Annotated in this window: 21 protein-coding genes and 3 tRNA genes; 12 read left to right on the top strand and 12 right to left on the bottom strand. The window is 73.3% G+C overall.

Annotated features, from left to right (window positions below):
- Positions 1-44: 44 nt before the first annotated feature.
- Together GFH29_RS18540 and GFH29_RS18535 are read right to left on the bottom strand one after the other, a co-directional pair.
- Entirely contained in the window at positions 45-1,355 is a 1,311-nt protein-coding gene (locus tag GFH29_RS18540; protein WP_153325221.1) for an HNH endonuclease signature motif containing protein, read from the bottom strand.
- A gap of 325 nt (positions 1,356-1,680) precedes the next feature.
- Positions 1,681-2,457, bottom strand: coding sequence for an SDR family oxidoreductase (locus GFH29_RS18535; protein WP_153325220.1), 777 nt, complete (start codon positions 2,455-2,457; stop codon positions 1,681-1,683).
- A gap of 76 nt (positions 2,458-2,533) precedes the next feature.
- Between GFH29_RS18535 and GFH29_RS18530 the strand changes: the two genes are divergently transcribed.
- On the top strand, positions 2,534-3,325 hold the full coding sequence (locus GFH29_RS18530; RefSeq protein WP_228387608.1) for a hypothetical protein: 792 nt from the start codon (positions 2,534-2,536) through the stop codon (positions 3,323-3,325).
- A gap of 87 nt (positions 3,326-3,412) precedes the next feature.
- On the opposite strand, the gene GFH29_RS18525 is transcribed toward GFH29_RS18530, so the two are convergent.
- Positions 3,413-3,489 (bottom strand) — tRNA-Phe (locus tag GFH29_RS18525).
- A 217-nt stretch (positions 3,490-3,706) separates the two neighbouring features.
- Between GFH29_RS18525 and GFH29_RS18520 the strand changes: the two genes are divergently transcribed.
- The 4 genes from GFH29_RS18520 to GFH29_RS18505 all read left to right on the top strand — a co-directional run bounded on the left by GFH29_RS18520 (position 3,707) and on the right by GFH29_RS18505 (position 5,620).
- Positions 3,707-4,798 carry a dihydrodipicolinate reductase gene (locus GFH29_RS18520; protein WP_194289565.1) on the top strand — a complete coding sequence of 364 codons (1,092 nt, stop codon included), beginning with the start codon at positions 3,707-3,709 and terminating at the stop codon, positions 4,796-4,798.
- A 67-nt stretch (positions 4,799-4,865) separates the two neighbouring features.
- A tRNA-Glu gene (locus GFH29_RS18515) sits at positions 4,866-4,938 on the top strand.
- Positions 4,939-5,050: 112 nt separating this feature from the next.
- Positions 5,051-5,127 (top strand) — tRNA-Asp (locus tag GFH29_RS18510).
- Positions 5,128-5,245: 118 nt separating this feature from the next.
- Positions 5,246-5,620: a metallopeptidase family protein gene (locus GFH29_RS18505; protein WP_194289094.1), complete on the top strand. Its 375-nt coding sequence runs from the start codon at positions 5,246-5,248 to the stop codon at positions 5,618-5,620.
- Positions 5,621-5,656: 36 nt separating this feature from the next.
- On the opposite strand, the gene GFH29_RS18500 is transcribed toward GFH29_RS18505, so the two are convergent.
- The gene (locus GFH29_RS18500; protein ID WP_153325218.1) at positions 5,657-6,592 is read right to left on the bottom strand and encodes an ATP-binding protein; all 936 of its coding nucleotides are present in this window, start codon (positions 6,590-6,592) and stop codon (positions 5,657-5,659) included.
- Positions 6,593-6,877: 285 nt separating this feature from the next.
- On the opposite strand from GFH29_RS18500, the gene GFH29_RS18495 reads away from it, so the two are divergent.
- Positions 6,878-8,386 (top strand): NAD(P)/FAD-dependent oxidoreductase, encoded by a 1,509-nt coding sequence (locus tag GFH29_RS18495; protein ID WP_153325217.1) that lies wholly within the window; start codon positions 6,878-6,880, stop codon positions 8,384-8,386.
- Between the two features lie 27 nt (positions 8,387-8,413).
- Here the strand turns inward: GFH29_RS18495 and GFH29_RS18490 are convergent, their stop codons facing one another.
- Positions 8,414-9,070: a PaaI family thioesterase gene (locus GFH29_RS18490; protein WP_153325216.1), complete on the bottom strand. Its 657-nt coding sequence runs from the start codon at positions 9,068-9,070 to the stop codon at positions 8,414-8,416.
- 65 nt (positions 9,071-9,135) lie between these two features.
- On the opposite strand from GFH29_RS18490, the gene GFH29_RS18485 reads away from it, so the two are divergent.
- Both GFH29_RS18485 and GFH29_RS18480 read left to right on the top strand, forming a co-directional pair.
- Positions 9,136-9,693 (top strand): GNAT family N-acetyltransferase, encoded by a 558-nt coding sequence (locus GFH29_RS18485; RefSeq protein ID WP_153325215.1) that lies wholly within the window; start codon positions 9,136-9,138, stop codon positions 9,691-9,693.
- A gap of 100 nt (positions 9,694-9,793) precedes the next feature.
- Positions 9,794-12,073, top strand: a complete 2,280-nt coding sequence (locus tag GFH29_RS18480; RefSeq protein ID WP_194289095.1) for a SpoIIE family protein phosphatase — start codon at positions 9,794-9,796, stop codon at positions 12,071-12,073.
- 18 nt (positions 12,074-12,091) lie between these two features.
- Here the strand turns inward: GFH29_RS18480 and GFH29_RS18475 are convergent, their stop codons facing one another.
- Complete coding sequence (locus GFH29_RS18475) at positions 12,092-13,258, bottom strand: acyl-CoA dehydrogenase family protein (RefSeq protein WP_153325213.1); 1,167 nt, start codon at positions 13,256-13,258, stop codon at positions 12,092-12,094.
- A gap of 194 nt (positions 13,259-13,452) precedes the next feature.
- Here GFH29_RS18475 and GFH29_RS18470 point away from each other — a divergent pair, with 194 nt between their 5' ends.
- A complete protein-coding gene (locus GFH29_RS18470; protein ID WP_153325212.1) occupies positions 13,453-14,529 on the top strand; it encodes a PP2C family protein-serine/threonine phosphatase in 1,077 nt (358 codons plus the stop codon).
- 21 nt (positions 14,530-14,550) lie between these two features.
- On the opposite strand, the gene GFH29_RS18465 is transcribed toward GFH29_RS18470, so the two are convergent.
- Positions 14,551-15,480, bottom strand: a complete 930-nt coding sequence (locus GFH29_RS18465) for a universal stress protein (protein ID WP_153325211.1) — start codon at positions 15,478-15,480, stop codon at positions 14,551-14,553.
- 129 nt (positions 15,481-15,609) lie between these two features.
- Here GFH29_RS18465 and GFH29_RS18460 point away from each other — a divergent pair, with 129 nt between their 5' ends.
- Positions 15,610-16,050: a pyridoxamine 5'-phosphate oxidase family protein gene (locus GFH29_RS18460; protein ID WP_153325210.1), complete on the top strand. Its 441-nt coding sequence runs from the start codon at positions 15,610-15,612 to the stop codon at positions 16,048-16,050.
- Positions 16,051-16,069: 19 nt separating this feature from the next.
- On the opposite strand, the gene cydD is transcribed toward GFH29_RS18460, so the two are convergent.
- The 4 genes from cydD to GFH29_RS18440 all read right to left on the bottom strand — a co-directional run bounded on the left by cydD (position 16,070) and on the right by GFH29_RS18440 (position 23,498).
- Complete coding sequence (gene cydD / locus GFH29_RS18455; protein ID WP_153325209.1) at positions 16,070-19,435, bottom strand: thiol reductant ABC exporter subunit CydD; 3,366 nt, start codon at positions 19,433-19,435, stop codon at positions 16,070-16,072.
- Between the two features lie 124 nt (positions 19,436-19,559).
- On the bottom strand, positions 19,560-20,579 hold the full coding sequence (gene cydB / locus GFH29_RS18450; RefSeq protein WP_153325208.1) for a cytochrome d ubiquinol oxidase subunit II: 1,020 nt from the start codon (positions 20,577-20,579) through the stop codon (positions 19,560-19,562).
- A gap of 31 nt (positions 20,580-20,610) precedes the next feature.
- Positions 20,611-22,059, bottom strand: a complete 1,449-nt coding sequence (locus GFH29_RS18445; RefSeq protein ID WP_153325207.1) for a cytochrome ubiquinol oxidase subunit I — start codon at positions 22,057-22,059, stop codon at positions 20,611-20,613.
- A gap of 158 nt (positions 22,060-22,217) precedes the next feature.
- On the bottom strand, positions 22,218-23,498 hold the full coding sequence (locus GFH29_RS18440) for an Acg family FMN-binding oxidoreductase (RefSeq protein WP_153325206.1): 1,281 nt from the start codon (positions 23,496-23,498) through the stop codon (positions 22,218-22,220).
- A 193-nt stretch (positions 23,499-23,691) separates the two neighbouring features.
- Here GFH29_RS18440 and GFH29_RS18435 point away from each other — a divergent pair, with 193 nt between their 5' ends.
- Positions 23,692-24,342, top strand: a complete 651-nt coding sequence (locus GFH29_RS18435; RefSeq protein WP_153325205.1) for a response regulator — start codon at positions 23,692-23,694, stop codon at positions 24,340-24,342.
- Positions 24,343-24,366: 24 nt separating this feature from the next.
- On the opposite strand, the gene GFH29_RS20525 is transcribed toward GFH29_RS18435, so the two are convergent.
- Positions 24,367-24,795, bottom strand: coding sequence for a pyridoxamine 5'-phosphate oxidase family protein (locus GFH29_RS20525; RefSeq protein WP_194289096.1), 429 nt, complete (start codon positions 24,793-24,795; stop codon positions 24,367-24,369).
- 204 nt (positions 24,796-24,999) lie between these two features.
- Here GFH29_RS20525 and GFH29_RS18425 point away from each other — a divergent pair, with 204 nt between their 5' ends.
- Positions 25,000-26,718, top strand: a complete 1,719-nt coding sequence (locus tag GFH29_RS18425; RefSeq protein ID WP_153325203.1) for a GAF domain-containing sensor histidine kinase — start codon at positions 25,000-25,002, stop codon at positions 26,716-26,718.
- Positions 26,719-26,724 lie beyond the last annotated feature (6 nt).

Below are 26,724 nucleotides of genomic sequence, written 5' to 3'. Positions count from 1 at the left end.
CGGCGTGATGCCGGCGGGGTCCGGGTCTCGACGGGATCGACCGGTCAGTCGTCGGGCGGGTGTGCGGTGACGAGCCGGGTGGTCCCGTGGTCCTTGACCAGGTGGAGCCCGTGGGGTGATCGCCAGACGTAGGTGGCCGCGTCGGTCTTGTCGTAGGTCCAACCCGTGTGGGTCTTCGCGCGGTGGTGTCGCCGGCAGAGCGGGGCCAGGTTGCAGCTGCAGGTCGGACCGCCGGTCGATCCCGTGCCGTGGGCGGTGACGTGGTCGGTGTCGCAGCGTCGGGCGGGGCGTTCGCACCACGGGAAGGCGCACACCGGCTGGGCCAGACGGGTCTGCTCGATGAGCCGGTCGGGGATGGCATAGGCGTCGGTGTGGTGGTGGGCTTCGAGGTCGATGACCGGCTTGATGACCACCTGGGCGTCGCCGCTGCACCACTCGCGGACCTGCTCGGTCGACACGATGCTGTGGGTCTCCTCGACCTGCGCAATCCCGGCCTCATCGCGGGAGATCGCTGCGTGGGAAAGGTGCACGTGGATGACGACCTGGCGGGGCTTGACCACCGGTGCGGCACCGTCGCCGGCCTCCGCCCGGAGGTCGAAGGCGAGCTGGCGTCGGGCGAGCTCGCCGGCGGCCATCGAGCGGCGTATGTCGAGGGACTCGGTGGAGCCGAGCGCGGCGAGCTCGTCGGCGCCCTGGCGGATCGCGGTGTCCAGGTCGATCGCGTCGGCGAGGTCGAGGACCCCGTCGACGTGGACGACGCCGTCGTGGGTGGCCTCGCGGGTGTGGACGTCGAAGCGACGCCCGTCAGCGGCAGCGAGGCGCTGCTTCTCCGCGCCTTCGGGGTCGAAGGCCACGCGCGCCTGGTCGACGAGTCGCTCGATCCCGGCCCAGCTGATCTTCCCCACGAAGCCGGCCACCTGGCGGTCCACGAAATCGGCGCCCTCCAGCGGCAGGGTGGTGGTCAGCTGCGCGAGTCGCCGGGCCTTCCACAGCGGCACCTTGCCGGCGCGGACCAGCTTCCAGGTGCGCTTGAGCCGGTGGGCCAGCTCGAGCGCGTCACCGACGAGCGAGCGGGCGGAGTCGGTCGACAAGCCGAGCGCGGCACCGAACTCCATCGGCGCGAACTCCGCCACCAGCGGAGCACCCTCCCCAGCAAGGGGCACCGCGAACTCGCCGAAGACCAACCCGGTGGTCGGCGCCGCGTCGGCGACCGACTCCTCCGGGTGCATCGACGCCCACACCAGAGCGGCCTCTAAGACCTCGATCTCCGCCCGCTGGGCCGCAGCCCGCCGGCGCTGTGCGAACGCCAGCACGGCGGCTGGAGTGTCGCAGTCGGGGAGTTCGGGGGAGGCCATGCCTCATCATACTCGAACACATGTTCGAGGACAAGGGTTTCTCCGCCGCTGGTTTCAGGTTCCTCGACGCGGTCTCGACGAGCTCGCCCGACGGGGCGCCGCGGTCACCACGAGCGCGACCGACGGGGCGGCCGTGGTCGCGCTGACCTCGACCGACGGTGCGCCGCTCGCCGACCCCGAGCCGCGGTCTCGACCAGCTCGACCGACGGGCGGCGCTCGCCCGACGGGCGGCGCTCGCCCGACGGGCGGCGCTCGCCCGACGGGGCGCCCCCCGGCCGGCGGATGCCGCCGACCGACGGGCGCCGCTCGATCGACGAGCGTGGGGTCAGAACCTGTCCGCGGGGCGCAGCGTCGCCTCGGCGCCGCCGTCGACGTAGATCACCTGGCCGGTGATGTGGGTGGTGCTCGGCTCGGCCAGCCAGATCAGCACGCGCGCGACGTCCTCGGGCTTGGCGTAGCCGTGCAGCGGCATCGGCACGGCCTGGTCCATGACCTTGCGCATGGCGTCGTCCTCGAAGAGCGCCGTCGTCATCGGGGTGAGCACCACGCCGGGGGAGACGACGTTGATCGGGATCCCGGCGTCGGCCCACCCCGGGGCGATCGCGGTACGCCGCGCCCACTGGGCGAGGGCGGCCTTGGTGGCGGGGTAGATGGTATTCGCTCCCGGTCCCTGCACGGCGAGGGCTGCGGCGGCGGTCGCGGCGGTCTCGTCGCCGGCCAGGCAGGCGGCGAGGACCTCGGGGTCCGGGGTCTGCGTCGCGCTGATCGAGCCGACCACGGCGACCCGGGGTGCGGGGGAGCCGGCGAGGAGCGGGCGCAGGCCCTCGACGACCTCGGTGGTGCCGAAGTAGTTGACTCGGACCATGAGCTCGCCGGGGCGGGCGACGCCGGCGCAGGTGATGACCGAGTCGATCGTCCCTCCGCTGCGCTCGCGCACGGCCTCGATCGCCTCGGCGCGACCCTCGGGGGTGCTGAGGTCGGCGATGACCTCGGCGTCGCGCAGGTCGATGCCGATGACCTCCTCGCCGCGCTCGCGAAGGAGGGTGGCGACGGCCAGACCGATGCCGGAGGCGCTTCCGGTGACGACGGCTCGACGGGGCATGGGGTCCTCCTGAAGTAGAATGAATTCTAGTTGAAGGTAGCACTCCGGCCGGAGTGCTGTCCGGTACGTTGGCGCCGTGGTCGACCCCCGTCATCTGGCCCGTCAGCAAGCCCGAGCCGACGCCCGGCGGGGGCTGCGCGCCGTTCCGGCGTCGCTCTCGCGCGGACGCGAGCGGATGGTCGGGGTGTTCCAGCACCGATATCCCACGGTAGCGGTCACCGGGATGACGGGCGTCGGCAAGAGCGAGCTCGTCGAGCACCTCGTGGGCCGCCCCCGCCCCGAGGGCGAGATCGCCGAGGCGGGATCCGCCGTTCTGGAGCGGCGGGTGCGTCGGGGCCGCGGTCTGCACGGTTTCCGGTTCCGCGTCGTGCCCGGCGAGAACGCCGCGACCCGGCTCGGCGCACTCGATGAGGTCTTCCACGACGATCCCGTCGACGGAGTGCTCCACGTCGTCGCCCACGGCTACGCCACCGGACGTCGTGCCGCCGGCACCTCCGGTGCTCGTGCCGTCGACCGGGAGGAGCAGCTGGCCCGCGAGCTCGAGGACTGGACGGTCACCGCACACCGCATCGCCTCGATGGCGGTACGCCGCCCGCGGCCGACCTGGCTGGTGGTGGCTGTGACCAAGGTCGATCTCTTCCCCGACCGGGTCGAGGAGGTCGTGCACGCCTACTCCCCGGGGAGCGGCACCCCCTTCGGCGACCGGCTCGATGAGCTGCGCGCGCTCGCCGGCGCCGCGAAGCTGTCGATCGACGTGCTTCCCGTCTGCAGCCGCGTCGAGGCCGGCGGGCCGATCTCGCCGGAGCGCCGCGACGCCTACCTCGACGCCCTCGCCACACGGATGGGCCAGCTCGCCGGGCACCGCTGAGCAGGCGCGTCCCTGGGAGACGACAGAGATGACGAACGCCCCGCCGGGATCCGGCGGGGCGTTCGGTGCAGATCGAGACCTGCGTGCTGGTGGGCAGGGGCGGGGTCGAACCGCCGACCTTCCACTTTTCAGGCGGACGCTCGTACCAACTGAGCTACCTGCCCCACTCCGGGCTCCGACACCACCTGTGACCAGCACAGGAAGACGTTCGGAGAGCGTCCCGGACTCGCAGAACTATACATGGGCCCGGGTCTCGACTCGCACCACCCCCGCCGTCGGGCTGGCGCCGCCGGCCTCGCAGACCGTTGTCGCCCGCGCTCCGCGCTGCTAGGTTCGCCCGCACCGTGACCCCTGTCACATTCCCGGCGAAGGGCCGACATCGTGAGCACCTCCCCGACCCGTGCGATCCGCGTCTTCCAGGTCGCCACCGGCAACGTCGGCACCGAGATGATCCGTCGGCTGGGCCAGCATCCGGACCTCGAGCTCGTCGGCGTGCACTGCTACTCACCCGACAAGGTCGGGCGCGACATCGGCGAGCTGGCCGGGCTGGCGCCGCTCGGGATCGTCGCGACGGGCAGTGTCGCGGAGATCGTCGCCGCGCGCCCGGACGTCGTGACGTTCCACGGCGTCTTCCCTGACGAGGCGTTGTACGTCGAGGTGCTCGAGGCGGGGATCGACATCGTCACCACCGCCGACTGGATCACCGGCCATCACCGCGACCAGAACCATCCCCATCCGTCGGGTCGCCCGGTGAGCGAGGTGATCGAGGCTGCCTGCCGGCGTGGCGGCGCGACCTTCTACGGCACCGGGATGAACCCCGGCCTGGCGCAGGTCCTCGGCGTGGTGAGCACCGCCGACGTGATCGACATCGAGAACGTCACGGTCATCGAGTCCGTCGACGTCTCCTGCCACCACTCCCGCGAGACCTGGCAGGAGGTCGGCTACGGACGCCCGGTCGACGACCCCGACCTCCCGGCGATGCTGGAGAAGTACACCCGGGTCTTCGCCGATGCCGTCTACTTGATGGCCGACTGCTTCGACCTCGCCCTCGACGAGGTGCGGTTCTCCGCCGAGCTGGGCGCCTGCACCAAGGACGTCGACCTCGGCTGGTACCGCCTGCCGGTCGGCTCGCTGGGCGCCAGCTACATCAAGTACCAGGGGATGGTCGACGGGGTGCCCCGCATCGAGTCGCACCTCGAGTGGCAGATGACCCCGCAGACCGCGCCGAGCTGGGAGATCAAGGGCTGCTACCTCACCCAGGTCCAGGGCGACCCCTGCGTCTACGCCAAGCACATGATCTTCCCGCGCTCCGGCCAGGACCTCTCCGATCCCGCGGCGTTCGCCTCGATCGGCATGACCGTCACCGGGCTGCCGGCGCTCAACGTCATCCGCAGCGTCGTGGCGGCCCCGCCCGGCATCCTCACCAGCGCCGACGTGAGCCTGCGTGGCTTCGCGGGGCGGTTCAAGGCCTAGGTGGGTCCGCCCAGCGGGTGGCGTGTGCAACTCGGGGGCGCGCGTCTTCTATGCTTCTTCCTGTCCTGCCCCCATCGTCTAGCGGCCCAGGACCCCGCCCTTTCACGGCGGTAGCACGGGTTCGAATCCCGTTGGGGGTGCTGAAGGTCGGTTCGTCAGAGCCGGCCGGGTGCGGGTGGGGTCCCGATTGGGAGTCCGCGCGGATCGTGGGTTAGAGTTCCATCGCTCGCCCAGTGAGGGAGAGCAAAGCGAGGCCCCGTAGCGCAGTTGGTTAGCGCGCCGCCCTGTCACGGCGGAGGCCGCGGGTTCGAGTCCCGTCGGGGTCGCCAGCACGGAGGGTCCCGGTCCACGAGAGTGGGCCGGGACCTTTCGTCATTTCGCGGCCATCGCGCTCGCCGTGCCGCTGGTCCGCGTGCGCGGACAACCGGCGATCAGGAGAATGGCCTGGTGCCCTCCGAACCTGTCGACCGCCTCGAGATCGACCCTGCCCGCTTCGACGCCCTCGTCGACTCCGCGCTCGACCAGATCCCCGACGAGCTCGCCTCACTGGTGCGCAACGTCGTCGTGCTGGTCGAGGACGAGCCGCCGGAGGGGGAGCCCTCCGACCTGCTCGGTCTTTACGACGGGGTGGCCCTGACCGAGCGCGACAGCATGTACGGCGCCACGCTGCCGGACCGGATCTTCATCTTCCGCAACCCGCTGCTGGAGTTCTGTGCGTCCGAGGAGGAACTGGTGGAGGAGGTGCGGATCACCGTCGTGCACGAGGTGGCGCACCACTTCGGGATCAGCGACGAGCGCCTGCACGAGCTCGGGTACGCCTGAGGCCGTCGGCCGGGGTCACCCGCCTCAGTGAGTCACTCAGGAGGCGCGGGAGTGCTGATCGTCGAGCTCCTCGGCGGCGAATTCCTGCCAGGCCATCGGGGCCTCGCCGAGGCCCTGGCGCACGAACTCGCCGAGGTACCAGCGCTGGAAGGCCCGCTGACGCGGGCTGCGGGCCAGCGAGAGCAGCCGCTGCTGGCGGCAGAACTCATCGGCCAGGTCGAGCATGTCGATGAAGCGGGCCATCGTGCGGGTGGTGGCCCGTGAGGTGACCAGGTCGACGTCGGTGAGCTCGGCGCCGGCGGCGGTCGCCTCCTCGAGCGAGTCGAGGCCGACGCCTTCGCGCAGCTGACGGTCGAGGGCGCCGAACAGGTCGCTGAGGTCCTGCGCGAGCGGATAGTCGGACTGGTGCGCGAGGGCCAGCAGGCGGACCTCGCGGCCGAGCTCGCGGAAGTGGCGCTGGAAGGCCAGGTAGTCGTCGAGGGGGACGCCGCGGATCTCGATCGCGACCGGGTCCTGGGGCGGCGTGGCGGGGTCCTCGTCGTCGCCGGTGATCACACCGGTGGCGCCGTCGTCCTCGGCGAACTCGCGAGCCGGGGCGAACCAGACGATCTTGCCGTCGTCCTCGATCGCCGCGCCCCAGGCGTCGGCGCAGCGCGCCACGATGCTCAGCCCGCGCCCGAACGTGAGGAGCAGGTCGTCCTCGGGGTCGGTCTCCGTCGGCAGCTGCGGGCGCTCGCGGGAGCCGTCACGCACCTCCACGCGCGGGTGCTCCGCGGTGCCGCGGACCCGCACGGTGATCGGGTGGGTGCCGTGGAGCAGTGCGTTGGTCACCAGCTCGGAGACGCCCAGCTCGGCACACTCGGCGAGGTCGTCGCGGCCGATGTCACGACAGGTGTCGACGACCCACCGGCGCGCTTCCTGCACGCCCCGTGGGCCGATGCCCAGCGAGAGGGCGGGCCGGTTCAAGGGCACAGAGGCGCTCCTGGTTCTGGCCGAGGCGGGCGGTGGTTGTCGTGGGCGGGCGAGGAGGTGCGGATCGCCCCGCCTTCGACGTCTACCCCGGGCTGGCTGGAGGCAAACGCCATGTCGTTGAAAGTAGTCGAAAGTGTGGCGCGAATCGAGTATGCCCGTCCACACGCCCCGCTGCGGCGAGACGTGTCGGCCAGCGGTGTCGTGACTCACCAGATGGGGCACCGGGGTGTGGTCCCGGCCCCAGGCAGCGGGACAATGGGCTGATCCCCGCAGAAAGGTCACTTCATGGCAGCGCTGGCAGCGAACGACGGCACCGGACAACCGGAGCGGCCCGGTCGACCCGGGCGACACCGTGTCGTGATCATCGGCTCCGGCTTCGGGGGCCTCTTCGGGGCCAAGTCGCTCCATGACTCCGACGTTGACGTCACGGTCGTCGCGAAGACGACCCATCACCTCTTCCAGCCGCTGCTCTACCAGGTGGCCACCGGCATCCTGTCCGAGGGCGAGATCGCGCCGCCGACCCGTGAGGTGCTCTCGGGGCAGAAGAACGCCCAGGTGATGCTCGGCGAGGTCACCCAGATCGATCTCGAGCGCCGCGAGGTCGTCTCCCACGTGCTGGGACGCGAGAGCGTCACGCCGTACGACTCCCTGATCGTCGCCGCCGGCGCGGGGCAGTCCTACTTCGGCAACGACCAGTTCGCCGAGTTCGCGCCCGGGATGAAGAGCATCGACGACGCCCTGGAGCTGCGCGGGCGGATCTTCGGCGCCTTCGAGCTGGCCGAGCTGGCCGCCGGTCGCGGCGAGCCGGTCGACCACCTGCTGACCTTCGTGGTCGTCGGCGCGGGGCCGACGGGCGTGGAGATGGCCGGCCAGATCGCCGAGCTCGCGCACCGCACCCTGCGCCGGGACTTCCGTGCCATCAACACCCACCAGGCCCGGGTGGTCCTGGTCGACGCCGCACCCCAGGTGCTGCCGCCGTTCGGCACCAAGCTCGGCACCAAGGCCGAGCGCGAGCTGTCCAAGCTCGGTGTCGAGGTGATCCTCGGTGCGATGGTCACCGACGTCGACGAGCGCGGCCTGCAGATGAAGTTCAAGGACGGTCGCGTCGAGCGGATCGAGAGCGTCGCCAAGATCTGGGCCGCGGGCGTGCAGGCGAGCCCGCTCGGCCGCACCCTCGCCGAGCAGACCGGTGCGCCGCTCGACCGCGCGGGACGCATCGGCGTCAACCCCGACCTCACCCTCCCCGGGCACCCGGAGGTCTTCGTCGTCGGCGACATGATCGCCCTCGACAACCTCCCGGGCGTCGCGCAGGTCGCGATCCAGGGCGCGAAGTACGCCGCCAAGGAGATCGACGGCCGGCTGCGGGGCAAGCCCTCCCAGGGCCCGTTCAAGTACTTCGACAAGGGCTCGATGGCCATCATCAGCCGCTTCCGTGCGGTGGCGATGGTCGGCAACCTGCGCCTCAGCGGCGTCATCGCCTGGCTGATGTGGCTGGTCGTGCACCTCTTCTACCTCACCGGATTCAAGAACCGGGTGACGGCGGTGCTGCGCTGGGCGGTCTCCTTCATCGGCCGCGGTCGCTCCGAGCGGACCACCACCGAGCAGCAGGTGTTCGCACGCAGCGCGCTCGGCCGTCTCGAGGGAGGCGCGGCCGACCTGGTCTCCGAGCCCGGCGAGTACGACGCGGCGCGCGACGCCGCGGAGCAGGCGCGACGATCCGAGCTCGAGGCCCAGGCCGCCGAGGAGGCCCGGCTCACCGACGAGCGCGAGCGCGGCACCAAGGTCGGGGACTGAGCGCGGCCGCCCCGGCCCCCGGGGCGGCTACTCGAAGGACGCGGGGATGTCCTCGGGTGCGACCTGCTCGCGCGCCCAGCGCGGCAGGATGAAGAGGCCCTCGGCCTCGACCGTCACACCGTCCGGGCCGATGAGCACGCCCTTCGCCCAGGTCTTGTAGCCCTCGCTGCGGTCCACCCAGGCCTCGGCGCGCAGGTCGCCCAGCGGCGTGGGGCGCCGGTAGCTCAGCGTCAGGCTCGCGGTCATCCCCGGCCGACCGGCGGCGCTCGCCGCGTGGCCCAGGAGCTGGTCGAGCAGCAGCGAGGTCACCCCGCCGTGCACCATCGTCGGCGGGCCCTCGTAGGCGGCGCCGAGGTGGAAGTCGGACCACACCTTCTCGCCGTCGGACTGGATGCGCAGCGGGGGCGCGACCGGGTTGCGCAGCCCCACCACCGCGTTGCCCCAGGAGCGGGCCGTGCCGTCGTCCCGCAGCCGCACGCCGTAGGAGCCGGGCAGCTGCTCGGCCCGCAGTCGCGCGGTCACCGCCTCGATCTCGGCCTGCGCGGCGCGGATCTCCTCGGGGCCGGCGAGGGAGCGGATGCTCGCGTCGACGAGGTCGCGGACCGCGGCGGTGAAGGGCGAGTAGAGCTCGACCTCGGCCTGCAGCTCCTCGGCGGTGGTGTGGTCGTGCTCGTAGCCGTTCACGGCGCGCACTCTAGGGCTCCCTCGCCGACGGCGCGGCGGCCAGGGGCATCTGGTGGGATGGGGCCATGACTCGTCTCGTGCGCCCCGACGTCACCTGGAAGGACTCGTGGGCGGCCACGGTCGCGGAGTTCGAGGGCGGCCACATCGACGGGTCCGGCCTCGGTGACCTCCCCGACCTCGACACCACGGAGTCCGGCTGCCGGCGGGCGGTCGAGCACCTGCTCGCCCAGGCCGACCCGGCCACGCCGCTGCCCGATGACCGGGTGCCGTGCACGTTCTTCTGGATCGTCGCCGACAGCGCTGACGCGCCCGAGGGCTCGGACAGCGACCAGGCCGAGGAGGTCGTCGGCCACCTGGCGCTGCGCCACGAGCTCAACGACTGGCTGCACGAGTTCGGCGGTCACATCGGCTACTCCGTGCGCCCGAGCCGGCGCCGCGAGGGGCACGCCGGCCGCGCCCTCACCCTTGCGCTCCGCGAGGCGCGGGAGCTTGGTCTGGAGCGGGTCCTGGTCACGTGCGACGAGGACAACGAGGGCTCCCGGCGGACCATCGAGGGCAACGGCGGCGTCCTCGAGGACATCCGGGGCGCCAAGCGCCGCTACTGGATCGACACCGGCGCCTGAGCGTCGCTCCGCCCGCCGCGACCAGTGGTCTTTCCCCGCCGCGGCTGCGAAGATGTGGGCTGCTGCTGCCCACCCAGGGTGGCCGGATCGGGAGGTGGCCATGACGTCTGGTCAGGCCACCGCGCCCCAGGGCCGGCCGGAGGCGCACACCCCGGCGTACGAGCCGGCGACGCTCACCAACTGCGAGCGCGAGCCCATCCACGTCCCGGGCGCGATCCAGCCCCACGGCGTGCTGCTCGCCCTCGACGCCGATCTCCGGGTCGCGATGGCCTCGGACAACGTCAAGGAGATGCTCGGGCTCGACCTCGACCGGCTGCTCGGCGCGCCGCTCGCCGACGTGCTGGGTGAGCGCGCGGCCCGCACCATCGCCGAGTCGGTCGAGCGCACGGGCGGGGAGACGCTGCGCCTGGTGGTCGAGGAGGTGGCGCAGCGTGTCGGTGCGCTGGGTGCCGAGCTCGACGTCAACGTGCACGTCTCGGGCGAGCGGATCATCGTCGAGATCGAGCCGGCCGTCGACGTGGCCGTCGCGATGCCCTCCTACCGCCTGGCCCGTGGCGCGATGCAGCGCCTGGCCCGCACCAGCACCGTGCTCGAGCTCAGCGCCCAGCTCGCCACCGAGGTGGCCGGGCTGACCGGCTTCGACCGGGTGATGGTCTACCGCTTCGACGAGGACTGGAACGGTGAGGTGGTCGCGGAGGAGCGACGCGCCGACCTCAACCCCTTCCTCGGCCTGCACTACCCCGCCACCGACATCCCGTCGCAGGCGCGGCGCCTCTACACCGTCAACTGGACCCGGCTGATCGCGGACGTCGACTACCTGCCGGTGGCGCTGTCGCCGGGGTGCGACCCGGCCACCGGGCAGCCGCTCGACTTGTCGCAGTCGGTGTTGCGCAGCGTGTCGCCGATCCACCTGGAGTACCTCGGCAACATGGGCGTCACAGCCTCCATGTCGGTCTCGCTGGTCATCGACGGCGAGCTGTGGGGGCTCATCGCGTGCCACCACTACTCCGGACCGCACCGGCCCGGACACGACGTCCGTGCGGCCTCGGAGTTCCTCGGCCAGGCGGCCTCCCAGCTGATCGCGGAGCGTCAGCGCTCCGACCTGCGCGACGCGCAGCTGGAGAGCGGCCGCCTGCTCGGCGAGATCACCGCGCGCACCTCGGCGAGCGGCCCCCGCGCCCTCGTCTCGCTGCTCGACGACCCGGACCTGTTGACGCTGATGGGCGCCACGGGCGTCGCGCTGTGCTTCGACGGCGTCGTGAGCACCCTGGGCGAGGTGCCGGAGGAGGCCGTCGTACGCCGGGTCGCGGCGCTGCTGGGCCAGGAGAGCAACCGGCCCGCCGCCAGCTCCCGCCTCTCCGAGCTCGACCCCGAGCTCGCGCCCTACGCCGACGTCGCGGCCGGCGCGCTGGTCGTCGGCTCGGCCCCCGACCGGTGGCTGGTGTGGTTCCGGCCCGAGCTGCGTCGCGTCGTCGCCTGGGGCGGCGACCCGACCAACAAGCTGCTCGCCCGCGCCGAGGGCTCCGAGATGCGGCTGAGCCCGCGCAGGTCCTTCGAGAAGTGGCAGCAGGTCGTGCAGGGTCGCGCCGCGCAGTGGGAGCCGTGGCACCTCGACGCCGCGGTCGCCCTCGCCAGCCACCTCGCCGGCCTGCTGTTCCTCAACGCCCGCGAGCAGATCGACGTGGCCGAGTCGCTGCAGCGCAGCGTCATCCCGCAGACGGCACCGCAGTTCGAGGGCCTCGACGTGATCGCCCGCTACGTGCCGGCCTCCACCTTCCAGCTCGGCGGGGACTGGTGGGACGCCTTCCCCCTCGACGACGGACGCGTCGCCTTCGTCGTCGGCGACGTCGCCGGACACGGCGTCGCGGCGGCCACCACGATGACCCAGGTCCGCTCCGCGGTGCGCGCCCACCTGTTCGCGGGGGAGTCCCCGGCCTCGGCGCTCGACCGCACGGACCGCTTCATGGACGGGCTCTTCGAGCACGCGGTCGCGACCGCGCTGATCGCGATCGTGGATCCGGTGAGCGGACGCGCCACCCTGGCCGCGGCCGGTCACCCGCCGCCGTTCCTGGTCGAGGGCGATACGTCGCACGAGCTGGAGGTCGGACGCCGACCGCTGCTCGGCCTCGGCGTGGTCGCCGCCGTGGAGAGCGAGGTGCAGCTCGCGCCGGGCGCGACGCTGCTGCTCTACAGCGACGGCCTGATCGAGCGTCGTGGCGTCAACCTCGGCGTCTCCATGGCCCAGCTCGGCGCGATCGCACCGCCCACCGAGCAGCCCGGCGAGTTCGAGCGCTGGGCCGACCGGCTGCTGGCCGCCGTACCCGGCAAGCGCGACGACGACACCACGCTGCTAGCGGTCCGGGTCCGCTCGCGCGGCTGAGGGCCCGCCAGGCCCGACCTAGGCGTGCTCGATCGGCGCGACGTCGGGACCGGCGAGGCCGCGGGAGATGACCAGGCGCTGGATCTGGTTGGTGCCCTCGAAGATCTGCATGACCTTCGCCTCGCGCATGTAGCGCTCCACCGGGAAGTCGCGGGTGTAGCCGTAGCCGCCGAGCACCTGCACGGCGTCGGTGGTGACCTTCATGGCGTTGTCGGTGGCGACGAGCTTGGCGATCGAGGCCTCGCGGGAGAACGGGCGCCCCGCGTCCTTGAGCCGCGCCGCGTGCAGCGTCATCGCGCGCGCGGTCTGCACGGCCGCCTCCATGTCGGCCAGCACGAAGCCCAGGCCCTGATGGTCGATGATCCGGCGCCCGAAGGTCTCGCGCTCCTTGGCGTACGCCACGGCCTGGTCCAGCGCGCCCTGCGCGAGGCCGGTCGCCACCGCGGCGATGCCGAGCCGGCCGGCGTCCAGCCCGGCCAGGGCGATCCGCAAACCGTCACCCTCCTCGCCGAGACGGCGCTCGACCGGCACCCGCACCCCGTCGAAGCGCATCGTCGCGGTCGCCGAGCCGGTCAGGCCCATCTTGTCCTCGGGCCGGTCCGCGCTCAGGCCCGGGCTGTCGGCGGGGACCAGGAAGCAGGAGATGCCGTTGCGGTCCTCGCCGGTGCGGGCCATCACCTTGTAGAAGTCCGCGTGGCCGCCGTGCGTCGTCCAGGCCTTGGCGCCGGTGAGGACGTAGTCGTCGCCGTCGCGGCGCGCGGAGGTGGTCATCGCCGCCGGGTCGGAGCCGGCGTGCGGCTCGGAGAGGCAGTAGGCGCCGAGCAGCTCGCCGCCGAGCATGTCGGGCAGCCAGCGGGCCTGTTGCTCCGGCGTGCCGCGCGTGGCCAGGCCGAAGCAGGACAGTGCGTGCACCGAGACCCCCACGCCGACCGACGCCCACACCGCGGCGACCTCCTCGAGCACCTGGAGGTAGACCTCGTAGGGCTGGCCCCCGCCGCCGTGCTCCTCGGGATAGGGCAGTCCCAGCAGGCCGGTGCGCCCGAGCATCCGGAACACCTCGCGCGGGAAGGTCTCGGTGCGCTCGGCCTCGGCGACGCGCGGCGCCAGCTCGGTCGCGGCGATCTGGCGGACCAGGCGGACCAGGTCGGCGGCTTCGTCGGTGGGCAGGACTCGGCGGGCGCTCACGCGGATCGTTCTCCTGGGCTCTCGGTGGGGCTCGGACAACCTCGATCTTGCGTCAGCGGTGGGCGCGGCCGTCGGCTGGGAGGTGATGTTGGCGATACCGGCCGGTGGCGACGTGCTGGGGAGGGCCTCCAGGGGCCCCTCCCTGTGCAGGGCGGATGTGCGTGGCGGCTGCGGATTCTGGAATCCTTGGCCGCATGAGTGTGGCCGTCGAGGAGGTCCCTGCCTCGTGGGTGCGAGACCCCGGGGTGTGGGCGGGGCTGAGCATCGTCCTGCTCGTCGCCATGCTCGACCGGGTCTCCGTCGTGGCACTCACCGGGGGCTTCGGCATCGGGGCGCTGGTCACCGCGATGATCTCCACGGCTCGTCGTACCGCCGGGGTAGGGCTGGTCGCCCTGGCGGCGACGCTCCTCGTGGGTTCGTGGTCGGACGACTACGGGCCCACCGAGTTCGCCGTGCGTGGCCTGACCTGCCTGGCGCTCGGCGTCCTCGCGCTTGTGTCGGCCGAGACCCGCGAGCGGCGTGAGGCCCGACTGCGCCGGCTGACCGTCATCGCCGACGCCGCACAGCGTGCGGTGCTGCGTGCCTCCCCCGAGCGGATCGGCACGCTGGGCTTCGCGGTCCGCTACGTCTCGGCGACCGAGGAGGCCGCGATCGGCGGGGACCTCTACGAGATCGCCGCGACGCCGTTCGGCGTGCGCGTGATCGTCGGCGACGTGCGCGGCAAGGGCCTGCCCGCCGTGCAGACCGCGGCGTCGGTGCTGGGGGCGTTCCGGCAGGCGGCCCTGAGCGCCCCGGACCCCGCCGCGCTCGCGCGGCGCGTCGACGACGTGATCTCGCGGCTGATCGACGAGGAGGAGTTCGTGACGGCGGTGTTCGCGGAGTTCCGCGACGACGGCACGATCGCGCTCGCGAACTGCGGACACCACCCGCCGCTGCTGCTCGACGCCGACGGCACCCGCGTGCTCGACACCGGCGAGCCCACGCCGCCGCTCGGCCTGATGCCGGACCCCGAGCTCGTCGTGCATCCCTGGCGCGCAGGCGGGCGGGTGCTGTTCTACACCGACGGCCTGGTCGAGGCACGCGACGAGGCGGGGGAGTTCTTCGGCCTCGACCCCGGCGCCCAGGTGCTCACCGGTCGCCCGCTGCCCGCGGCGTTGGACAGGCTCGTCGAGCGCCTGAGTGCCCACGTCGGCGGCCGGGTGACCGACGACGTGGCCCTCGTGCTGGTCGAGGATCTGACCCACGCGCGCGTCACCCGCGCGGGTGGCTGAGCCAGCGCGTAGCCCGGCCGCTCAGTCGTCCTCGGAGGGCACGACCATGACAGGGCACTCGGCGTGCTCGAGCACCGCGGTCGAGACCGAGCCGCGCAGGATCGCGCGCAGCGGGCCGGTGCGGTGGCGACCGACGACCACGAGGTCGGCGTCGCGGGCCCCGGAGGCGAGTGCCTCCTCCACCAGCCCACGGGCCAGCTGGAGGTGTACCTCGACGTCGGGGTACTTCTCGGAGAACCCGGAGACCGACTCCGCGAGCAGCACCTGCATCTCCTCGGTCTCCTCCTGGCCGCGCTCCTGCGGCACCAGGTGGGCCGCGGTGCCCGCGGCGAGCAGGTCCCAGAACGCGTGCATGACGGTCACCGGCAGGTCGCGGGCGGCGGCCTCGCGGTAGGCGCGCTCGAGCGCGGGCAGCGAGTGCTCGGTGCCGTCGGCGCCCACCAGCACGCCGTGACGGGTGCCCGCGGGGCGCTGGTCGGGCCGGATGACCACCACTGGACAGGTCGCGTGCCGGGCCACCGCGACGCTGGTGGAGCCCAGGAGCAGCGAGCGCACCGGGCCGCGCCCGCGGGAGCCGAGCACCAGGACGTCGGCGCGCGAGCCCGCGGCGAGGATCAGGTCGCGGGGGTCGCCGACCCGGACCACCGAGATGACCTCGAGCCCCGGGTGGGCCTCGGTGAGCTCCTGCGCGGCGGTCGCGATCCGCTCGTGGGCCTCGCCGATGATCTGGTCCTGGAGGGTCTCGGGGTGGATGCCGGTGCTCAGCAGCATCGTGCGGGTGTTCGCGCTCATCGGCTCGACGGCCTCGAGGATGGCCAGCCGCCGGTTCTCCGACCGCGCCTGCGCAGCCGCCCAGGAGAGGGCGTTCTGGGCGTGGTCGGAACCGTCGAAGGCGACGACGACGCTGCCGTGGGGGACGTCGTCAAGGTCGAACTGGGTAGTGGTCTCCATGTCGCGATCCTGTCGTCTGCCCCCGTGGGTGTCCACGGCCCGACGGCCCGGCGCGCCGGGACCTAGGACCCGTGGCGCGGCCCGGCTGCTGCGATACTGGCGCCCCGACCGCCGGCCCAGGAGGTACCCGTGCAGGACCTGCTCGACCTTGCCGCTGAGGACTGCGAGACGTTGCTGCGCACCACCGTGGCGGGCCGGATGGCGTTCGCGACGCCGGCGGGTCTGCACGTGCTGCCCTTGAACCACTCCGTGGTCGGCGACGCCGTGCTCGTGCGGGTGACGCCGGACTCGTTGCTCGCCGGGGTGGACCCGGGCACCCCGATCGCCTACGAGATCGACCGCATCGACCACGAGCACCAGCGCGGCTGGAGCGTCGTCGCGCACGGCCCCGCCGAGCACGTCACCGACGAGGCCGAGCTCGCCGAGATCGGGCGGGTCTGGGCGCCGCGGCCCTGGGCCGCCGGGTCGCGCCCCCACCACGTGCGGCTGCGCTGGACCCGGCTGACCGGGCGCCAGCTCGGCGGTGGCTGGGATCCGCTGCGCGAGCTGGACTTCCGCCGGGTGCTCTGAGCTCTCGGCCCCGGGGCTGTCAGAACCGCGGCGCCCGGCTGGCGCGAGGGTGCGCGCGGAACCCCGCCGGGTCATCGAGGTCGAGGCGGTGGTCCAGCAGGTCGAGGCCCACGTCGTCGTGGGTGATCCACACCAGGCTGCGGCTGCGCGGTCCGGTGAGAAGCTCGGCGGCCAGGTCGGTGGCGGTCGCGTGGTCCAGGTGTGCGGTCGGCTCGTCGAGCACCAGCACCGGGTGGTCGGCGAGCAGGGAGCGGGCGACCGCGATCCTGGCCCGCTCGCCACCGGAGACCTGGGCGTGGCCGGCGCCGATCCAGGTGTCGAGCCCGTCGGGCAGCGAGTCGAGCCAGTCGCCCAGGCGGGCGCGTCGCAGCGCCTGCTCCACCTCGGCGTCGCTGCTGCCGGGCCGGGCGAAGCGGATGTTCTCGGCCAGGGTGGAGGAGAACACGTGCGGGTCGTCATCGACCAGCCCGACCACGCGGCGTACGTCGTCGGGGTCGAGGTGGGTCAGCGGGGTCCCGCCGAGCGCGACGGTGCCCTCGGCCGGGTCGAGGAAGCGCAGCAGCAGGGCGGCCAGGGTGCTCTTGCCCGAGCCGGAGGCGCCGACCACGCCGACCCGCTCGCCGGGAGCGACGGCCAGGTCGACCCCGTCCAGGGCCCACTGACGGGTGCTGTGGTCGGTGCCCCAGCCGGCGCGGACCTCGCGCACCGCCACGTCGTGGTCGCGGGGCAGCGGGTCGGCGACGGTGGCGCGCACCGCGGGCGGGGTCTGCTCGAGGGCGGTGAGGCGGGCGGTGGCGGCGCGGGTGCGGGCGGAGAGGGCGCCCGCCTCGGCGATCGGCACGATCGAGTCGGCGAGGGCGAGCGGCACCAGGATCAGGAGCGCGAGCACGGGCGCCGAGACCTCGCCGGCGTCGTACGCCGGGGCGCCGCGCCAGGCCATGACGGCCACGCCGACACCGCAGGTGATCAGGACCGCCGCACGGGCGGCGCCCAGCCAGGCGCCGGCGCTCAGCGTGGCGCGGCCGAGCCGGTCGCTGAGCGCGGCCACCCGGGAGACCGCGCGGTCCCCGGCCTGCCACATCACCAGCTCCGGGGCGACCTGGGCGATCTCCACGGCGGCCTCCGACAGCGCGGCGCGCTGGGCGACCGAGGCGCGCTCGGCGGTGCGCGCGCCGAGGCGGGCCAGCACCCAGGCCGCGACGCCGGCGGTGAGGCAGGTGGCCAGCACGATCCCGCCCGCCACCGGGAGGATCGCTGCGGTGATCACGGTGGCGCCGAGCGCGACCAGCACGAAGGAGCGCAGCGGGAGCTTCACCCGCAGCGCGTCGTCCACGACGCTGTCGACGTCGTCGACGACCGAGGCGAGCAGGTCGCCGCGCCGCTTGCCGAGGCGGCCGGGCACGAGCGGCACCAGCGCGTCGTAGACCTCGACGCGGCGCCGGGCCAGCATCCGCAGCGCGACGTCGTGGGAGCGCAGCCGCTCGACGTAGCGCAGCACCGGGCGGGCCAGGCCGAAGGCGCGGACGCCGACCACCGCCATCATCAGCGTCAGCACCGGCGGGTGGGTGGAGGCCTGCACGATCAGCCACCCGGCGGTCGCGGTCAGGGCGATGCCGGACAGCGACGCCAGGGCGCCGATCACGGTCGAGGCGCCGAGGCCGAGCCGGGACACCGGCTCCTGCTCGGGGGCGGGCGCGGGGTCCGGGGTCGGCTCCGGGGCCGCCTGCGCGGCGGGGACGGGGGCACCGGCGGTCGCGGTCACCACGACGTCGTCGGCGGCACGGGGACGTGCGGGGGCGGGCAGGGTGACCACGTGGTCGGCCAGGGTCATCAGGGCGGGGCGGTGCGCGACCACCACGACCGCCCGGTCGCGGGCGAGCTCGACGATGGTGTCGGCGATGACGCGCTCGGTGAGGTCGTCGAGGTGGGCGGTCGGCTCGTCGAGCAGCACCCACGGGCGGTCGGCCAGCACCACGCGGGCCAGCGCGAGCCGGGCCCGCTCGCCGGCGGAGAGGCTGGCACCGTCCTCGCCGAGCGGGCTCTCCAGGCCGGCCGGCAGCGCGCGGATGCGCTCCTCCAGCGCGACCCGGCGCAGGGCGTCCCACAGCTCGTCGTACGACGCGTCGGGGCGGGCGGGGCGCAGGTTGTCGGCGATCGAGCCGGCGACGAAGACCGGCCGCTGGGGCACCCACGCGACCTGGCTGCGCCAGGCGGTGCCGCCGACCTCGCGGTTGCCGACCCGGATGGTGCCGGCACTCACCGGCACCAGGCCGACCACGGCGCCGAGCAGGGTGGACTTGCCGCAGCCCGAGGGGCCGACCACGACCGTCACCCCGCGGTCGGGGATGCGGGCGTCGACGGCGTCCAGTGCGGGGACGGTGCGCCCGGGGTGGACCACGGTGAGGCCGTGGAGCTCCAGGTCGCCGCGGGCCGGCGCCGGGGTGCCGGGCTCCTCCGGCGGGGCGGTCTCGAGCAGGTCGTGGACCTGCTCGAAGGTCGCGACGCCCTCGGCGGCGGCGTGGAACTCCGCGCCGACCCGGCGCAGCGGCCAGTACGCCTCCGGGGCCAGCAGCAGCACCAGCAGCGCCGTCTCCAGCGCCATCCCGCCGTGGGCCAGGCGGATGCCGACCGTCACCGCGACCAGGGCCACCGAGAGGGTGGCGACGAGCTCGAGGATCGCCGAGGAGGCGAAGGCGATGCGCAGGGTGGCGGCGCTGGCGCGGCGGTAGCGGTCGGTGGTGCGCGCGATGGTGTCGGACTGGGTGCGGGCCCGGCGGTAGGCGACCAGCGTGGGCAGGCCGCGGACGACGTCGAGGAAGTGCCCGGACAGCGAGGCCATCGCGCGCCACTGCTTCTCCGCCTTGTCGCGGGTGGCCACCCCGACCAGGGCACCGAAGACCGGCACCAGCGGCAAGGTGAGCACCACGATGAGCGCGCTGAGCCAGTCCTGGGTCGCGATCACGACCACCGTCAGCGCGGGCAGCACGCCGGCCAGCACGACGGCGGGTAGGTAGCGGGTGAGGTAGGGCTCGGCCGCGCTGACGCCGCGGGTGAGCAGCACCGCGTCGCCGGGCTCGGAGGTACGACGCCGCAGCAGCGCGGCGCTCACCTGCCGGCGCAGGTGGGTGCCGACGACCGAGGCGGCCCGTGCCGCGGCGAGGTCGCCGGCCCACGAGGACAGCGCCCGGGCCACGAAGACGCCTGCGACCCCGAGCGCCCAGGGCGCGAGGTCCTCGCCGCGGACGGCCGCGACCACGAGGCCGGTCACCGCCCAGGCCTGCCCGATGATCAGCACCGCACCGACGACACCGGCCGCCAGGACGCCCGCGAGGGGGAGCCGCGCGGGGGTGAGGTGGGCGCGCAGGCGCGGGTCGGTGGGCTTCATCTCGGTGCTCCGGTCAGGCGGTCGGGCGGCGGTGTCGGGCGGCTGTGGGGGGGGGTGGGGGGGGGGGCGGTGCGGGGTGCGCCGCAGCCACCCGGCCGGAGGGGCCGGGTGGCTGCGGGGCGGGTCAGTCGCGGGCGGCCGCGAGCTCGGCCTCGGGGATGTGGTGCACCGCGATCCGCTTGCGGAACACCCAGTAGGTCCAGCCCTGGTAGGCCAGCACCAGCGGGGTGAAGATCGCGGCCGTCCAGGTCATGATCTTCAGCGTGTAGGTCGTCGCCGCCGCGTTGGTGGTGGTCAGGCTGGTGCCGTCGATCAGCGAGGTCGGCATGACGTCGGGGAACAGCGCCAGGAACAGCCCGGCGACTCCCAGCGCGATCGCGACGAAGGTGCCGAGGAAGCCCCAGCCCTCGCGTCCGGCCTGGACCGAGAGCAGGCCGCCGACCAGCGCGACCGCGGCGACCCCGAAGGCCACGGCGGAGGCGCCGGTCCCGGTCTCGGCCTGGGTCCACACCAGGAACGCCACGGTGACCAGGGCGGCGGCCAGGCCGATGCGGACGGCCAGGCCGCGCGCGGCGTACCGGATCGGGCCGTCGGTCTTGAGCGCGATGAACATCGCGCCGTGGGTGAGGAAGAGCAGCAGCGTCATCGCGCCGCCGAGCAGGGCGTAGGGGTTGAGCAGGTTGAAGAACCCGCCGACGTACTCCAGGTCGGCGTCGATCGGCACGCCACGCAGGATGTTGGCGAACGCCACGCCCCACAGCAGGGCCGGGACGACCGAGCCGACGATGATCGCCGCGTCCCAACGCCGGCTCCAGGTCAGATCGTTGCGCTTGTGGCGGTACTCGAAGGCGACGCCGCGCACGATCAGGGCCAGCAGGATCAGCAGGAGCGGCATGTAGAAGCCGCTGAACAGCGTGGCGTACCACTCCGGGAAGGCGGCGAACGTGGCGCCGCCGGCGACCAGCAGCCAGACCTCGTTGCCGTCCCAGACCGGGCCGATGGTGTTGATCAGGACGCGACGCTCGCGCTCGGACTTGCCCAGCACCGGCAGCAGCATGCCGACGCCGAAGTCGAAGCCCTCGAGGGCGAAGTAGCCCATCCACAGGATCGCGATGAGCGCGAACCAGACGGTGGTGAGTTCCATGTCTCGTGTTCTCTCTTCGTGCTCTCGAGGCTCAGTAGGCGAACGCGAACGGCTTGTCGTCGTCGTCCTTGGTGCGCACCTGCGGCAGGTCGTCCTCGCCGATCTCGTCGGCGCCCTTGCGGATCGCGCTGAGCAGCAGCTTGACCTCGACCACCGCCAGGACGCCGTACACCAGGGTGAAGGCGATCAGCGAGGTCAGCACCTGCGCGGCGGTGACGCCGGGGGAGACGGCCGACTGGGTGGTCATCAGGCCGAACACGGCCCAGGGCTGGCGGCCCATCTCGGTGAAGATCCAGCCGGTCGAGTTGGCGAACAGCGGCATGAACGGCAGCAGGAGCATCGCCGTGTAGAGCAGCCGGTGCTGGGGGATGCGGCCCTTGCGGGTCGCCCAGAGCACCCAGGCGGCGACGATCATCGCGGCGAAGCCGAGGCCCATCATGAACCGGAAGGTCCAGTAGGTGACCGGGATGTTCGGGGTGTAGTCGCCGGCGGAGTAGTACGTCGTGCCGGGGTCTTCGCCGTAGGTCTCCTGGTACTGCTCGCGCAGCTCGTTGATGCCCTTGACCTCGCCGTCCCAGGTGCCGGTGGCCAGGAAGGAGAGCACGTTGGGGATGGTGATGGAGAACTTCTCCTCCTTGCCGTCCGGGGTGCCATAGGTGAAGACCGAGAACTCCGCGGGTGCCTCGGTCTCGTAGAGCGCCTCCGCGGCCGCCATCTTCATCGGCTGGACGTCGGTCATGATCTTGCCCTGGATGTCGCCGACACCGACCACGCCGGCGCCGCTGACCAGCACGACCACAGCGGCGGTGCGCAGGGACTTGCGCCACATCGTGGCGTCCGGGGAGCCGTCGCGGTGACGGCGCAGGTGCCAGAACGCCACGGCGGCGACCAGTGCCGCGCCGGTCATGTACGCCGCGAGGATGACGTGCGGGAACGTGACCAGCTGGACCTTGTTGAACAGCACGGCGGCGAAGTCGGTCATCTCCGCGCGCCCGGTGTCGGGGTTGAACGCGTAGCCGACCGGGTGCTGCATCCAGGAGTTCGCGGCCAGGATGAAGTACGCCGAGGCGAGGGTGCCGAGGTGCACGATCCACATGCAGGCGGCGTGCAGCTTGGCGGGCAGCCGGTCCCAGCCGAAGATCCACAGGCCGAGGAACGTGGACTCGAGGAAGAAGGCCAACAGCCCCTCGATCGCCAGCGGGGCGCCGAACACGTCACCGACGAAGCGGGAGTAGTCCGACCAGTTCATGCCGAACTGGAACTCCTGGACGATGCCGGTCACCACGCCGATGGCGAAGTTGATCAAGAACAGCTTGCCGAAGAACTTCGTCAGCCGCAGGTACATCGGGTTGCGGGTGCGCAACCAGGCGGTCTCGTAGCCGGCGACCATCGCCGACAGTCCGATCGTGATCGGGACGAACAAGAAGTGGTAGACCGTCGTGATGGCGAACTGCCATCGCGCGATGTCGAGCGGGTCCACGGGTGCTCCTGAGCGGGAGGGCTGTTGGGTCGTACCCGACAGTAGGAAAAGTCGGCCCGCTGCCCCACGGTCCGCCGTCCTCCGTTCGGGGGACCTTCGTCCTCAGCGGTGTCACGTGTCCGCGGACACGTCTGTAGCCACGTCGTGGCGCCGCCGGCTCAGGGCAGGAGCACGTCGTCCAGCGGACGCCGCGGGGTGGCGCAGTGGGTGCTGCGCGAGATCTCCTGCCAGCCGATGCGCAGGACGACATGGGGGACCAACCGGTCGCCGAGGATGTCGTGCTGGAGGGCGTGGCGGGTCTCGTCGGTCTCGACGACCTGGCTGAGCGGCACCACGGAGAGACCGGTGCGGGTGGCGAGCAGCCACAGGGCGCTCAGCGCCTCCCCCGAGCGCAGCCAGGACTCCATCGTGTCGTCCGGGCCGCCGATCACCAGCACGCCGTCGGAGGACTCGACCAGGTCCCGGGCCGGGCCGGGCACGTCGGGCCGGGCGGCCTGGGTGAACCGGTTGCGGCGGGTCGTGGGGCCGAAGCCCACCTCGGGCACCGAGCTGGAGGGGATGCCGTCGTCGCGGCTGTGGTCGATCCAGGTGCGCTGCTCGGCGAGCAGGCGCTGGTCGCCCTCCTGGGCGCTCATCGCCCGGCTGATCAGCAGCTCGAGGCGGAAGCGGGCGGTGACGTCGACGATCGGCTCGCTGAGCCCGCCGTAGGCGACCGCCTCGGTGGCGAGGCGAGCCAGCCGCTCCGCCGGCACCGGCCAGGAGGTGAAGCGCCGCCGGTCGGTACGCCGCTCGTGGATCGCGCGCAGGACGGCGGCCGGGTCGAGGTGCGATCCTCCCGGCTCGGTGGCGGGCTGTGGGGCGCCGGGGTCGGGGCGGCTCAGGTGGATCCGGGCCAGCAGGTCGGGGTCGGCCGGGTCGGGCAGGCGCCGGACCACCGGCTCCCAGCCCAGCGCCGAGGCGGCCGCCTGGGCGTGGTGCAGCGCGGCGCCGCAGCTCAGCACCAGGTTGCGGCCGTGGGGGTCGGCGGCCGGGTCGAGGTGCGATCCTCCCGGCTCGGTGGCGGGCTGTGGGGCGCCGGGGTCGGGGCGGCTCAGGTGGATCCGGGCCAGCAGGTCGGGGTCGGCCGGGTCGGGCAGGCGCCGGACCACCGGCTCCCAGCCCAGCGCCGAGGCGGCCGCCTGGGCGTGGTGCAGCGCGGCGCCGCAGCTCAGCACCAGGTTGCGGCCGTGGGGGTCGGCGGCCGGGAGGGCGCGGGAGCGGTCGGCGTACAGCTCCAGGGTGGTGCCCTCGACGCGCCAGCGCCAGGGCTGGGTGTTGTGGACGCTGGGTGCGCGACAGGCCAGCGCGACCACCTCGTACGGCGCGCTGGCGCGGGTGCGGAGCGGGTCTGGGACGGGCCTCGGCGGCGTGGCGCGAGCGGTGTCGGCCAGGGGGCACATGGTCCGCTCCTCCTCTCAAAGCTCCGGTCCGAATGCCTTCAGCGTGGTCGGCGGCCTGGGGGCGGCACAGGGCCGATGGTCCCGGTGCGACGGGACCATCCGACGGGGTGGCGTCCACCGGGACCGCCCCCGATGCGCGCGTGTCTCCCATCGGGACGGGCGTCGGAGGACGTCAGCCGGTAGGTTCGGGCGCATGGCTGAGCCACGCACCACGCCGATCCGCGTCTTCCTGCTCGACGACCACGAGATCGTCCGGCGCGGGATCAAGGACCTCCTCGAGAGCGAGGGCGACATCGAGGTCGTCGGCGAGACCGGCCTGGCCAAGGAGGCGGCCGCGCGGATCCCCGCGCTGCGCCCCGACGTGGCGATCCTGGACGGCCGCCTGCCCGACGGCTCCGGCATCGACGTGTGCCGGGAGGTGCGGTCGCTGGACCCGTCGGTGCACGCGCTGATCCTGACCTCCTACGACGACGACGAGGCCCTGTTCGCCGCGATCATGGCCGGGGCGGCGGGCTACCTGCTCAAGCAGGTGCGGGGCAACGACCTCATCGACACGGTCCGCCGGGTGGCCGACGGCCAGTCGATGCTCGATCCGGCGGTGACCGCGCAGGTGCTCGAGCGGCTGCGCAGCGGCCCGCCGCGCGACTCCAACCTGGAGCGGCTGACCAGCCAGGAGCAGAAGATCCTCGACCTGATCGCCGAGGGCATGACCAACCGGCAGATCGCCGAGCACATGTTCCTCGCCGAGAAGACGATCAAGAACTACGTCTCCTCGCTGCTCGCCAAGCTCGGGCTCGACAGCCGCACGCAGGCCGCGATCTACGCCACCAAGCACCGGCACTGAGCCCGGTCCTGGGTCCGCGCTGGGTCAGCCCGCCACCAGGCGGCGCCCGGTGACGGCGCGCGGGACCACCTCGACCCAGACCGGCCGCGGGCCGCTCGGCCAGGTCTGCAGGTCCGGCGGGTTCGGGCCCTCGCGGCCCGGGTAGACCAGGCGGGCGGTGCCCTCGACCACCACGCTCCACCCGGCGCGGGTGCGGTCGTCGAGGTCGTCGACCTCGTAGGCGACCGGGCTGTCGTCGATCTGCTGGGCGAGCGAGGAGTACGCCGTGGTCCGCAGCCACAGCACGCCGTCGCTGACCGCGTGGTTGACCGGGCGCAGCGCCGGCCCGCTCGGGCCGGTCCAGGCGATCCGCCCGAGCTCGCGGGAGGCCAGCAGCGTCCAGCACTCGCCCTCGTCGAGCTCGATGAGTGGCCCCGTGCCCCAGCGCAGTGCGTCGTCGTGTGGCGCGTCCATGCTTCCTCCGATCCCGGTCGCTCCTCGGACCTCTGCCGCCCATCGTGCCCCCACCCCGGTCACCCCCTTCCGCGAGTCGGGGTGTGAGGTGGAGCGCGAGGGGCGGTGTGGAGGCGCTGGCGTTGCTAACCTCGGTTCCTGCCGGGGCCGATCGGTGCTGTCGCAAGCGGGCGCCGCCCCGGATCCGCCGAGGAGGACACGCCGATGGTGCGCAACGACGGGACCCCGCCTGAGGACCCGCGAGCGCCGCATCCGGCCACGGACCCAGCGCCCGCACGGGACGAGATCCCCTTCGATGAGCTGCTGCGCGAGGTGCTGGCCCGCGTCGGGGGAGTGCGCGACGAGCAGGCCCGGTTGAGGCTGCTGCTCGACGCCGTGGTGGTGATGGCGGCCGACCTCAGCCTCGACGGGGTGCTCACCCGGATCGTGGAGGTCGCCAGCCGGCTCGTCGACGCCAAGTACGCCGCCCTCGGCGTGCTCGGCAGCGGACCCGACAAGCGGCTGCGGACCTTCGTCCACCACGGGATGGACGAGGAGACGGTCACCAAGATCGGCGCGCTGCCGGACGGCCACGGACTGCTCGGCCTGATCATCGACCGCCCCGAGCCGCTGCGCCTGCACGACATCGCCGCGCACCCCGAGTCGTACGGCTTCCCGACGCACCACCCGCCGATGCGCTCGCTGCTGGGGGTCCCGGTGCGGATCCGCGACAAGGTCTTCGGCAACCTCTACCTCACCGAGAAGGCCGACGGCGGCGACTTCACCGAGGGCGACGAGGAGGTCGTGGTCGCGCTGGCCGCCGCCGCGGGTGTCGCGATCGAGAACGCGCGGCTCTATGAGGAGGCGGCGCGCCGCGAGCGCTGGCTCGCGGCGACCGCCGAGATCACCGGGCTGCTGGCCGGCTCGGTGCACGGGCTCGACGCGCTCCAGGCGGTCGCCGACCGGGCCCGCGAGGTCGCCGAGGCCGACCTGTCGTGGATCGTGACCGGCTCCGACGAGGACGACCTGTTGCTCCAGGTGGTGGCCCGTGCCGCGGGCACCGAGCCCGGCACCCAGGCCGCGGCGGCCGCCGAGCACACCCGCACCGTCGTCCGCACGGGTACGGCGCTCTCCCTCGACCGGCTCTCCCTGGACGACGGCGCGCAGGGCCCGGCGGTCATCGTCCCGCTGCGCACCCCCGACGGGGTGGAAGGCGCCCTGGGTCTCGCCTGGACCCTCGAGAACGCGGCCCTGCACCACGAGATCGACCCGCAGCTGCCGGCGAGCTTCGCCGAGCACGCCGCGCTGGCCCTCCAGGTCGCGCGCGCCCACTCCGACCAGCAGCGTCTGGCGCTGTTCGAGGACCGCGACCGGATCGCCCGCGACCTGCACGACCTGGTCATCCAGCGGCTCTTCGCGGTCGGGCTGACGCTGCAGAGCACCGCCAAGACCTCCGACAACCCCGAGCTGGCCGCGCGGCTGGAGGGCAGCGTCGACGAGCTCGACGCCACGATCAAGGACATCCGTCGCTCGATCTTCGCCCTCGGCGCGATGGAGCACGCCTCCGACATCCAGGCCGAGGTGACCCGCATGGTCGACCGGGCCGCCGGCACCTTGAAGTTCCGCCCGGTGCTGCGCTTCACCGGACCGGTGCGCACGCTGGTCTCCGAGGACGTCGCCCCGCACCTGCTGGCGGTGCTCGGCGAGGCGCTGTCCAACGCCAGCCGGCACGCCGAGGCCCAGGGCGTGGAGGTCAGCCTGGCCGCCGGCGCCGACATCGTCCTGCGGGTCGCCGACGACGGTCGCGGGCTGCCCCCCGACGTACGCGAGAGCGGGCTGGGCAACATGCGTCGTCGCGCGGAGGAGCTGGGCGGTCGCTGCGAGGTGCGCAGCGCCCCCGGCGAGGGCACCACGCTGACCTGGATCGTGCCGGCCCGCTGCTGAGCGCCT

The sequence above is a fragment of the Nocardioides sp. dk884 genome (assembly GCF_009557055.1).
GTDB lineage: Bacteria > Actinomycetota > Actinomycetes > Propionibacteriales > Nocardioidaceae > Nocardioides.
This window is presented reverse-complemented; position numbering and strand designations above follow the sequence as displayed.